General features: G+C 32.6%; 11 protein-coding genes. 7 read left to right on the top strand and 4 right to left on the bottom strand.

Annotation, left to right across the window (positions count from 1 at the left end; genetic code table 11):
- Nucleotides 1-116 precede the first annotated feature (116 nt).
- Entirely contained in the window at nucleotides 117-2018 is a 1902-nt protein-coding gene (gene dnaK / locus B3I31_RS11355) for a molecular chaperone DnaK (RefSeq protein ID WP_219034149.1), read from the bottom strand.
- A gap of 265 nt (nucleotides 2019-2283) precedes the next feature.
- The gene (locus B3I31_RS11350; RefSeq protein WP_286483038.1) at nucleotides 2284-2610 is read right to left on the bottom strand and encodes a tRNA-binding protein; all 327 of its coding nucleotides are present in this window, start codon (nucleotides 2608-2610) and stop codon (nucleotides 2284-2286) included.
- Nucleotides 2611-3225: 615 nt separating this feature from the next.
- Here B3I31_RS11350 and B3I31_RS11345 point away from each other — a divergent pair.
- The 6 genes from B3I31_RS11345 (at nucleotide 3226) to ftsY (ending at nucleotide 8430) form a co-directional block, all read left to right on the top strand.
- Nucleotides 3226-4869 (top strand): M1 family metallopeptidase, encoded by a 1644-nt coding sequence (locus tag B3I31_RS11345; protein WP_291058693.1) that lies wholly within the window; start codon nucleotides 3226-3228, stop codon nucleotides 4867-4869.
- Between the two features lie 141 nt (nucleotides 4870-5010).
- The gene (gene lnt / locus B3I31_RS11340; protein WP_038337063.1) at nucleotides 5011-6666 is read left to right on the top strand and encodes an apolipoprotein N-acyltransferase; all 1656 of its coding nucleotides are present in this window, start codon (nucleotides 5011-5013) and stop codon (nucleotides 6664-6666) included.
- Nucleotides 6667-6748: 82 nt separating this feature from the next.
- A complete protein-coding gene (rpmB, locus tag B3I31_RS11335) occupies nucleotides 6749-6985 on the top strand; it encodes a 50S ribosomal protein L28 (RefSeq protein WP_038337064.1) in 237 nt (78 codons plus the stop codon).
- 11 nt (nucleotides 6986-6996) lie between these two features.
- Nucleotides 6997-7179 (top strand): 50S ribosomal protein L33, encoded by a 183-nt coding sequence (gene rpmG, locus B3I31_RS11330; protein ID WP_038337065.1) that lies wholly within the window; start codon nucleotides 6997-6999, stop codon nucleotides 7177-7179.
- Between the two features lie 14 nt (nucleotides 7180-7193).
- Nucleotides 7194-7343, top strand: a complete 150-nt coding sequence (locus B3I31_RS11325; protein WP_084106961.1) for a DUF4295 domain-containing protein — start codon at nucleotides 7194-7196, stop codon at nucleotides 7341-7343.
- 124 nt (nucleotides 7344-7467) lie between these two features.
- The gene (ftsY, locus tag B3I31_RS11320; RefSeq protein WP_038337066.1) at nucleotides 7468-8430 is read left to right on the top strand and encodes a signal recognition particle-docking protein FtsY; all 963 of its coding nucleotides are present in this window, start codon (nucleotides 7468-7470) and stop codon (nucleotides 8428-8430) included.
- Between the two features lie 53 nt (nucleotides 8431-8483).
- Here ftsY and B3I31_RS11315 read toward each other — a convergent pair whose 3' ends face one another.
- Both B3I31_RS11315 and B3I31_RS11310 read right to left on the bottom strand, forming a co-directional pair.
- Nucleotides 8484-8954 (bottom strand): hypothetical protein, encoded by a 471-nt coding sequence (locus tag B3I31_RS11315; protein WP_291058691.1) that lies wholly within the window; start codon nucleotides 8952-8954, stop codon nucleotides 8484-8486.
- Nucleotides 8955-8956: 2 nt separating this feature from the next.
- Nucleotides 8957-9391, bottom strand: a complete 435-nt coding sequence (locus B3I31_RS11310; RefSeq protein WP_291058689.1) for a hypothetical protein — start codon at nucleotides 9389-9391, stop codon at nucleotides 8957-8959.
- A gap of 115 nt (nucleotides 9392-9506) precedes the next feature.
- On the opposite strand from B3I31_RS11310, the gene B3I31_RS11305 reads away from it, so the two are divergent.
- On the top strand, nucleotides 9507-11597 hold the full coding sequence (locus B3I31_RS11305) for an outer membrane beta-barrel protein (protein ID WP_291088057.1): 2091 nt from the start codon (nucleotides 9507-9509) through the stop codon (nucleotides 11595-11597).
- Nucleotides 11598-11612 lie beyond the last annotated feature (15 nt).

Genomic DNA, 11612 nt, shown 5'->3' with positions numbered 1-11612 from the left:
AAGTGGATTTTTTGTATTATATGAAACCGAGATGATTTAAAAAATAAACTATTTATATTAATAAACATAAAAAAGCCTCGCAATGCGAGGCTTTCCTATTGATAAATGAAATTCTATTATTTAACTTCTTCGAAGTCTACGTCTTCAACACCATCATTTTTTGCTTGACCTTGATCAGCTCCTGGTTGCGCTTGTGCACCACCTTCTTGACCTTCGTTCATTGCAGCATAAATTTCTTGTGAAGCAGCATTCCAAGCTGTATTTAATTTTTCCATAGAAGCATCAATTGCAGCAACGTCTTGAGCAGCGTGAGCAGATTTAACCTCAGCTAAAGCTTCTTCAATTGGTTGTTTTTTGTCAGCAGGAATTTTATCTCCGTACTCAGTCAATTGTTTTTCCGTTTGGAAAATTAACGCGTCAGCAGCATTTACTTTTTCAATTTTGTTTTTTGCTTCTTCGTCTTTTGCAGCATTTTCTTGTGCTTCTTTTTTCATTCTTTCAATATCAGCATCAGATAATCCAGATGAAGCTTCAATTTTGATTGATTGCTCTTTTCCTGTTCCTTTATCTTTTGCAGATACACTTAAGATACCATTCGCATCAATATCAAATGTTACTTCGATTTGAGGAACACCTCTTTGTGCTGGTGGAATATCTACTAAGTCAAAACGTCCGATTTCTTTGTTATCGTTGAATAATGGACGCTCTCCTTGACCAATTCTTAATGTTACTGCTGGTTGATTGTCAACTGCAGTTGAGAAAACTTCAGATTTTTTAGTTGGAATTGTTGTATTCGCTTCAATTAATTTTGTGAATACTCCTCCTAAAGTTTCGATACCTAAAGATAATGGTGTAACGTCTAATAATAATACGTCTTTTACATCACCTGTTAAAACACCTCCTTGGATAGCTGCACCAATTGCAACAACCTCGTCTGGGTTAACTCCTTTAGATGGTTTTTTACCGAAGAATTTTTCTACTTCTTCTTGGATTTTTGGCATACGTGTAGATCCACCAACTAAGATAACTTCGTCGATATCGTTGATTGATAAACCTGCATCAGATAACGCTTTTTTACAAGGCTCCATAGAACGACGTACTAAATCTTCTGTTAACTGATCAAATTTAGAACGAGTTAAAGTTTCTACTAAGTGTTTTGGTCCTGTTTCGTTAGCTGTAACGTATGGTAAATTAATTTCTGTTTGAGCAGAAGAAGATAATTCGATTTTAGCTTTTTCAGCAGCTTCACGTAAACGTTGTAAAGCCATTGCGTCTTTTTTCAAATCTACACCTTCTTTCGCTTGGAATTCAGAAGCTAACCAATTGATGATTGCATCATCAAAATCATCACCTCCTAAGTGTGTATCACCGTTTGTAGATAACACTTCGAATACACCGTCACCTAATTCTAGGATAGATACGTCAAAAGTACCACCACCTAAATCGTAAACAACGATTTTTTTATCTGAGTTTGCTTTGTCTAATCCGTAAGCTAATGCAGCAGCAGTAGGCTCGTTGATAATACGTTCTACTTTAAGACCTGCAATTTCACCAGCTTCTTTAGTTGCTTGACGTTGAGCATCGTTAAAATAAGCTGGTACAGTAATTACCGCTCTTGATACTTCTTGTCCTAAATAATCTTCAGCAGTTTTTTTCATTTTTTGTAAAATCATTGCTGAGATTTCTTGTGGAGTATAGTTACGTCCATCAATATCAACTGCTGGCGTATCATTGTTTCCTTTTACAACTGAATAAGGAACACGACCGATTTCATCTGCATCATTATTAAATTTAGTTCCCATGAAACGTTTAATAGAATAAATCGTTTTCTTTGGGTTTGTTACAGCTTGACGTTTTGCTGAATCACCAACTTTAATTTCTCCTCCTTCTACGAATGCTACGATAGATGGAGTAGTTCTTTTACCTTCTGCATTTGGAATTACAACTGGCTCGCTACCTTCCATTACAGAAACACAAGAGTTCGTTGTACCTAAGTCGATTCCGATTATTTTGCTCATATTGTTTAGTTATTTTTTATATTATTAATGATTTATTTTAAACTTTTACACATCATCAAAAATGATGCTACACCAGAATAGTCAATCTTTGTGCCAACATAAAAAAAATGACATCCAATAGATTTTAGATGTCAGGTTGTCAGATTATGATTAATGATTTGATTATTTATCGATAAAAAAGTCAGTTTATTGGTTGATAAAATGTCAGCGTTAAGTTATATACTTAAACTCAAACTTTATCTCAGTCTTAGTCTCAATCTCAATATTACCCAATCTTACTTCCGTTTTCAACTTTTCGTTCGGGATTCAAGAGAATAACATCATTATTATTTCCATAAACGCCCATCACGAGACATTCGCTCATAAAAGTGGCAATTTGTTTTTTCGGAAAGTTAACCACAGCCATTATTTGTTTTCCAATCAATTCTTCTTTGTTATAAAGCGATGTAATTTGTGCCGAACTTTTCTTGATTCCTAACGGACCAAAATCAATTTCTAACTGATAAGCAGGATTTCTTGCTTTCGGAAAATTATTTGCACTGATAATTGTCCCAATTCTCATATCAACTTTCTCGAAATCTTGCCAAGAAATTGTTTCAGTATTATTTTCAGGTTTTGGTTCTTCTTTTGGTTTATTTTCTTTGTCGTAAATTGTTTGTAGAATTTTTTCTAAATCAGTTTTTTCATCCGCATATTTCGTTTTCAAGTCATCAGGCATTCGGTTGTAATACGTCAAAGCTTTTTCGCTAAACTGCTTGATATAAAAATCGGTCAATGGTGGAACATTTGGAAATCGTTTATGAAAAATCATTTCTGTATATGCTTGCCATTCGCGTTCTTCTCGCAATTCGATTTGATTTTCGCCCGAACGTTGAAAAACATGTACCATTTCGTGCATCAAAACGTTAGAAAGTAATACCAAATCAAAATCCAGAATGTTACGTGGAACCCGAATAGTAATTCCAGTTTTTTCTTCACCTTCTGCAGTCAATAAAAAACCTTTTGGATCGATTTCTTCTCGAAACGTAAAACCTGTAAAAGCACTATGATTTAATTTCAATTCATCTAAAATTTCGTACAATGCTTCAACGATTAAGTGGTTATTTTTTAAATAATTTATTCTTTCTTTAAATTTTTCTGTAATCATAGCTTTTTGGCTTATTTATCAAATATATAATCTTATTTTTGATATGTTTTAAAAATGACTATGAAGAAATTAGTACTATTACTTGGCTTGATCTCGATAACAACAAATGCACAAGTACTTAATAATAAACAAGAGTTTACGCGACAAGATTCGCTTCGCGGAACGAATAATGAATTCCGAAATTGGTGGGATGTCAAAAAATATAAAGTAAGTGTAGAACCAGATTATCAGTCAAAATCGATAAAAGGAAAAACGACAATTATATTTGATAAAACTGCTCCTCAACAATCAGATTTATTACAGATAGATTTACAAGATCCGATGATGGTTTCGGCTGTAAAATTGAATGGAAAGAAAATTTCTGATTTCAAACGTGATGGGAATGTTTATTTTATTAATGTCGGAAAAAATATCAAGAATACTTCAAATCAATTAGAATTAGAATATAATGGAAATCCTCGTGTTGCAGTGAGAGCACCTTGGGACGGCGGTTGGATTTTTGCAAAAGATGAAAAAGGTCGCGATTGGATGTCTGTTGCGGTACAAGGTCTGGGTGCAAGTGCTTGGTTTCCGAACAAAGATTATTTAGGTGATGAACCAGATAATGGAATGGAATTGGAAATTATAGCTCCAAAAGATTTGGTTGGAGTTGGTAATGGACGATTAGTTTCAAAGAAAGAGAAAAATGGTAAAACAATTTCTACATGGAAAGTTGTCAATCCGATCAATAATTATAACATTATTCCATATATCGGACATTATGTCAATTTCAAAGATACTTTTGAAGGTGAAAAAGGTAAATTGGATTTAGATTATTATGTGTTAGATTATAATATAGATAAAGCAAAATCGCAGTTTGAACAAGCAAAATTAATGTTGAAAAGTTTCGAACATTGGTTTGGACCTTATCCATTTTACGAAGATTCTTTCAAGATTGTTGAAGCGCCGCATTTGGGAATGGAACATCAATCTGGAATTGCGTACGGAAATAAATTTGAGAATGGTTATTTAGGTCGTGATTTATCAGGTTCTGGTTGGGGATTGAAATGGGATTTTATCATCGTTCATGAAGCTGGTCACGAATGGTTTGGAAATAATATTACTGAAAAAGATGTGGCAGATATGTGGATTCACGAAGCTTTTACGGCTTATTCGGAAACTTTGTTCACAGAAACTTATCATGGAAAAGAAGCTGCAAGCGAATATGTGCGTGGAACGAGAAAGGCAATCCAAAATGATATTCCAATTATCGGCGTGTATGGTGTAAATCAAGAGGGTAGTGGCGATATGTACTATAAAGGTGCAAATATGATTCACACGCTGAGAACGTGGATGAATAATGATGAAAAATTTAGACAAATGTTACGTGGATTAAATAAAGAATTTTATCATCAAACTGTAACTACAGAGCAAATTGAAAATTATATAGCGAAGTTTTCTGGATTAAATTTGAACGCTTTTTTCAATCAATATTTAAGAACAATTAAAGTACCGACTTTAGAACTTAAACAAAATGGAAACAAAGTTGAATATCGCTATACAAATGTTGTGGATGGATTTGCAATGCCGTTACGTTTGAAAGATTCTGATGTAACCATCAATCCAACGACTAATTGGCAAACAATTAATAATTCAACTATTACAAGAGCGATTGATGTAACAATTAATCCAAATTATTATATTGACACGCATATTATATATTAAAACTGAATGAGATATTGAAATGAGTTCAACATGCAAGGAAAGTCAACCTGAACTTGTTTCAGGTTCTCATCCAAAATGATTTATAAAATATTCCAAACAAATATCATCGGTTATTGAATGATGAAATTATAAATTTGTGACATGAAAAAATATATTGCATACGCAATCTTATCAGGATTATTATTAACAGCAGGTTGGCCATCGCACGGCTTTCCATTGTTATTATTTATAGGATTTGTACCCTTGATGTTAGCAGAACATCAAATTACGCAACGCGCAGAATTCAAGAAAAAAGGACGTAAAATTTTCGGACTTTCGTTTTTAGCTTTCTTTATTTGGAATGCGATTGTAATTTGGTGGTTGCATTATGCACAAGAAACGGACGCGAATGGAGATTTGCACAATTCGTGGAGCGCTTATTTGATTCCCGTTGTAGCGAATTCGTTGTTTATGTCAATTGTTTTTCAGTTGTATCATTTTGTCAAAACAAAAGCTGGTAATCTGTATGGATTGGTTTTTCTTCCTGCGATTTGGATGAGTTTTGACAAACTAACCTTGAATTGGGAACTAACTTGGCCTTGGTTTAACCTTGGAAATGGTTTTGCAAAATATTACGAATGGGTACAATGGTACGAGTACACAGGAACTTTTGGAGGAGCACTTTGGATTTGGTTAGTTAATATTACGGTATTCTATTATTTGACGGCTTATATTAATAAGAAAGAAATGAGATACCTAAACAAATTAGGTATTTATGCTGGATTATTAATCGCTGTTCCAATTGGTATTTCTTATATTATTTATGCGAATTACGAAGAAAAAGGAAAAGCGCTTGATGTGTTGGTTCTTCAGCCAGATCTTGATCCATACAACGAAAAGTATATGAAAGATGGTTTGCAGATTTATGATGAATTGAAACAATTGGCACTGAAAAATATTCAACCAAAAACTCAATTTGTTGTTGCACCAGAAACTGCCGTACCTGGATCATCTGCCTTGATTTTTGATAATATGTATGATGATTTAATTATACAAGACATTCAGCAATGGACAAAAACCAAAAAAGATTTACATTTTGTAACAGGAGCATCAATTATGCGAATTTATCCAATGCAATCTTTAGCATCGGAAACGGCATCTGTTATGAGAGATGGAATTACGTGGTACGACGCTTATAACTCGGCTTTGCAGATAAGTGGAAACGATTCAATAGAAGTTTATCATAAGAGTAAATTAGTACCTGGAGTAGAAATTTTTCCATATCGAAACATTTTAATGCCAATTATTGGAGAATTTATGCTTAACTTTGGCGGCACAACAAAAACGTTGGGGATTCAACCTCATCGTTCTGTTTTCAAGAATAAAACAAACAACGCTACTGTTGCTCCGGTTATATGTTACGAATCTATTTACGGAGACTATACGACAGAATATGTGAGAGAAGGCGCAAATGTTATATTCACAATGACCAACGATTCTTGGTGGGGCTCTACCGATGGTCATCGTCAATTACTATTATATGGTAATTTGAGAGCTATTGAAAATAGACGCGCTATCGTTAGATCTGCAAATTCAGGTATTTCGGCTTTCGTTAATCAGCGAGGAGATATAATGAAGTCTTTACCATATGGAGAGCAGGGTGCCTTAAATGGTACAATTTTAATGAATAGTGAATTAACGTTTTATACAAAATATGGCGATGTAATCGCGAGGATAGCGCTGTTGGTAATGGGAATTATCTTGGCTTATACTCTTGCGCAGAAGTTGTTATATAAACAAAATAAGAAAAAAATATAAAATTAATAACCTAAAGAGTTGTATAAGTAATATATAATTTGTTACTTTGCACTCCGTTTAAAATAGGACAATACAAAATAAGATGTCAAAAATTTGTCAAATTACAGGTAAGAAGAGATTAGTGGGAAACAATGTTTCTCATGCTAATAATAAAACAAAACGCACTTTTGAAGTGAATTTGTTCAAAAAGAGATTTTTTATGCCAGAAACTGGTGAGTGGATTACATTAAGAGTTTCTGCACACGGTTTAAAAACAATCAACAAATTAGGAGTTGATGAGGCTGTTAAACGTGCACGTAAAGAAGGTTTAATCAAATAATTTAAGACACCATGGCAAAAAAAGGAAACAGAGTACAGGTTATTTTAGAATGTACAGAGCATAAAGAAAGTGGTATGCCAGGAATGTCTCGTTATATCACAACTAAAAACAAAAAAAATACTCCAGATCGTATTGAGTTGAAAAAATACAACGCAGTATTGAAAAAGTATACAATTCACAAGGAGATTAAATAATAAAATTTTAGACGATGGCAAAGAAAACGGTAGCAACCCTACAAACTGGGTCTAAAAAAATGACCAAAGTTATCAAAATGGTAAAATCTCCAAAATCTGGAGCTTACGTATTTGTTGAAAAAGTAGTTAATGCTGATGAAGCAGATTCTTTCTTCACGAAATAATCAAATCATCTCCTTAACAAAAAATATTTAAGGTTAATTGAGCTGCCTCGTTTTCAGGGCGGCTTTTTTATTTCCTTATATTTTATGTATCTTCGTACAAAATTTTAAGAAATTTAGCTTATTAATGAGTTGGTTCAAAAAGATATTAGGTAAAGAAAGCAAAGAAAAATTAGATGAAGGATTAGAAAAATCTAAAACTTCTCTATTTGATAAAATCAGTCGTGCTGTAGTAGGTAAATCTAAAGTAGACGATGAGGTTTTAGATGATTTAGAAGAAGTATTGATTTCTTCTGATGTCGGTGTTGAAACAACGATCAAAATTATTCGTCGAATAGAAGAACGTGTAGAACGTGATAAATATGTTTCGACTTCTGAGTTAGATTTAATTCTTCGCGAAGAAATTGCAGGCTTACTTTCCGAAAACAATATAGAAGATACAAACGGTTTTTCGATTCCGAAGAAAGATGTACCATACGTTATTATGGTGGTTGGAGTAAATGGAGTTGGTAAAACAACGACGATTGGTAAATTGGCTTCTCAGTTCAAATCGCAAGGACTTAAAGTGGTTCTTGGAGCAGCAGATACATTTCGTGCGGCGGCTGTAGATCAATTAGTAATTTGGTCGGAGCGTGCAGGTGTGCCAATTGTAAAACAAGCAATGGGTTCTGATCCTGCTTCGGTTGCATTTGATACCATTCAGTCGGCAGTTGCGCAAAATGCAGATGTTGTTTTGATTGATACAGCAGGACGTTTGCACAACAAAATTAACTTGATGAACGAGTTGACAAAAATAAAACGTGTGATGCAAAAGGTAATTCCAGATGCGCCTCACGAAGTTTTATTAGTGTTAGATGGTTCTACAGGTCAAAATGCTTTTGAACAAGCAAAACAATTTACACAAGCAACAGAAGTTTCTTCTTTAGCGGTTACAAAATTAGATGGAACAGCAAAAGGAGGAGTAGTAATTGGAATTTCAGATCAATTTAAGATTCCAGTAAAATACATTGGTGTTGGTGAAGGAATCAATGATTTACAAGCTTTCAATAAAATGGAGTTTGTCGATTCTTTTTTCAAACGAAATAATTAAGAAATTCATTTCTATAAAATATAAATCCTTCAAGAAAAACTTGAAGGATTTTTTTATCTATAAAAATCTTTTTCTTTGAGATTAATTTTATCAAGTATAAACTCTAAAACTTGATGAAATTTTGTTTCCTTATTTGTACAACTGATATTATATTTAACGGAATTACTATCATTACTAAAACTTAATATAGTATGATTTCCATCTAAACATTGTATATGAGGAAATAAATCTTTTGGGTTTAAGTTTAATAATTTAGTAGATATTTCTTCAAAATCATTCAGATTGATATACATGACTTTTTTATAATCATGATCTTCTTTAAGATTCATTTTTATTTCTACTAATACTTTATCTTTTTTATTATTTTTTGATGACTGAAAATTTGCATTTGGAGATTCTATGTAAATTGTCGTGTTGCTCCACAAATGAGATGAAGTATTCTCTATTTCTATATAGTTTATTCTATCTTGTCCAAAAGTATTAATGGAAATAATCATTAAGAAGCTCAATATTTTATAATTCATAACTAATAAATCACCTTAATATATTCTTTATAAAACTTTTTGCTTTTGTTTTCTTTTTTCGAAATAGTTTTTAGAAACTCATTCAAATATTCTCTGAAAGGAGAATCTTTCGCTAAAGCATCTTGTTTCTTACTCGTCAAAACTTGAACAGTTCCGTACATTTCTTCATCATTTTCTACGCTCGATGCAATCAAAGTAAAAGTTTCATTGGCTTCATTAATGATATTTTTATTCGACCAAACTAACAACGGTTGATTGTTCTCGTTGTACAAAACATTGTCCCATTTTCCTAACCAATCGTATAGCATTTTTTTCGCAACTAAAGACGTTTGGAAACTTTCGACACGATATTCTGTCAACGAACGTTCGGCTTGTTCTTGCGCATATAATAAATTGAAACTTGTAAAAAGTGCGATAAAAAGAAATAATTTTTTCAAACTCAAAAATGTTGTTTAGCGTAAAGTTATCAAAAATAATTGCAATTCTTATGTAACTTATTTGTTCTTCATGCGTCATATAAATATACACTAACTCTTAATAGTAGAATTAACCATGAAGAAATTTTTTGTACTTGCTGTTACATTGTCAGGAATTTTTGCTTTTGGACAAGATGAAAAGCAGGATTCAACGGACTATAATCCAATTGAAATAAAAGAAGTTTTAGTTCAATCGCAACGCAAAAAAATGTTTGCGGACAAAGTAGTTTATACGTTTGATAAAGAAGCGTTGGAAAAAGCGCGCTACGCAAAAGATTTGTTGAATACGTTACCAGAATTACAAGTTGATCCAATTTCGAATACAATACAGAGTACAAAAGGTGGAACGACTTTGTTGTTGATTAATGGAATTGAGGCAACAGATAATCAAATTCGTGCCGTGAAACCGCAAGATGTGGTGCGTGTTGAGTATTTTGATATTCCGCCAGCGCGTTATGCAAATCGTGCAGATCAAGTGGTGAATCTGATTACACGAAATCCAGAAAATGGTTATGTGTACGGAGCGGATCTCACTTCGGCGTTTACAACAGGTTTTATAAATGGTTCTGCTTATGCGAATTTTACGAAAGGAAAAAATAACTTTGGATTAGAGTATAACATCTATCTGAGAGATTATAAAGATCGTACTTCGATGAATATTTATGATTATAACTTAAATAATATTCATTACAGAACAGAAAATCAACGCAACGAATATTTTGGGTATACGGATCAAACAATTGCATTACGATATACCAATTCGGATTCAGATAAATATGCTTTTCAAGCAAAGTTGGATATGAATATCAGTTCGAGTTTTGCTTATGCGAATGGCACAAGTTTGTTCTATCAAAATAGTTTATTAGAGAATCATTCGACTTACAAACATTCTAATTCTAATTATTCAAAACCAACATTAGATCTTTATTATTCGAGAAAATTAGGAAAGAAAGATGAGTTAAGTTTAAATGTTGTAGGATCAATGTATACAACCAAATCGATTGACGAAACGCGCGAATGGGAAACTTTATCAGGTGCGGAACAATATAATTATTTGACAAATTTAGAAGCTGATCAAAAAGGAATTGTAGGAGAAATAGCGCATACGCATAGTTTTGAGAAAGGAAAATTAAATTCTGGTTATCGAATTTCGAATAATTCGATTGATAATAAATTAGAAAACTTGAATGGTCCTTCGAATAATAAAGTAAATTATTTAGAACAATATATCTATTCTGAATATTCTGGAAAAGCGAAAAAACTGTCGTATCGTTTAGGTGTTGGGTTGACGAATGTTCATAACAAGAATGAAGATACAAACACAGATACATGGACGTTTACGCCAAAATTAGTATTAGGTTACGAATTAGCGAAGAATCAAAATATACGTTTTTCGAGTTCATATAAGCCAACAAGTCCTTGGAATTCGGCATTGAGTAAAAACGTGATTCAGATTGTGGAAAATATTACACAAGAAGGAAATCCGTATTTAACCATTCAGAAATCGTTTGGAAATAATTTGATTTACTCTTTCAATTCAAAATATTTTGATTTAAATACAAATGCATTTTATCATTATACAAAAGATCCAATTAATCAATTGTATTTGCAAAATATCATAAATGGAAATGTAGAAGGATATAAATTAACCTACGAGAATGCTCAAAATTCGCAACGTTACGGTGTTCAAATTACAGGTTCTATCAAACCTTTTGGAACAGATATTTTAACTGTAAAAGTGAATGTAGCGCCAGCAACAGAACGTTTCAAAACGAAAGATGGTAGAATTTTGAAGAATGATTATATCGGAAATTATTTTGCATTATCCTCTGTTTACAAAAATTTTCGTGTAGATTATCAATTTAATATTCCGTATTACACATTAGGCGGAGCTTTGTTGTACACACAAGAAAACATGAACCATGCTTTTGCAAGTTATAAATACAATAATTGGACTTTTTCTACTGGAATGTATTGGATTGGAATGCCATCGACTTACAAGCAAAAAACGATGGACAAACAATATGTGGATTATTCTCGTGTAGGTAAAATTTGGGATAATAAATCGATGTTTGTCGTTGGTTTGAGCTTTGATTTTGCTACAGGTAAAAAAACAAATATCAACCGAAAATTAGAAAACGCAACTGCAGGTGCAGCAACGTTTTAATCAGATTTATTTTAA

This window comes from Empedobacter sp. UBA3475, from assembly GCF_002378465.1.
GTDB classification, from domain to species: domain Bacteria; phylum Bacteroidota; class Bacteroidia; order Flavobacteriales; family Weeksellaceae; genus Empedobacter; species Empedobacter falsenii_B.
The sequence above is the reverse complement of the archived record's forward strand: the minus strand, read 5'-3'. Positions and strand labels throughout refer to the sequence as shown.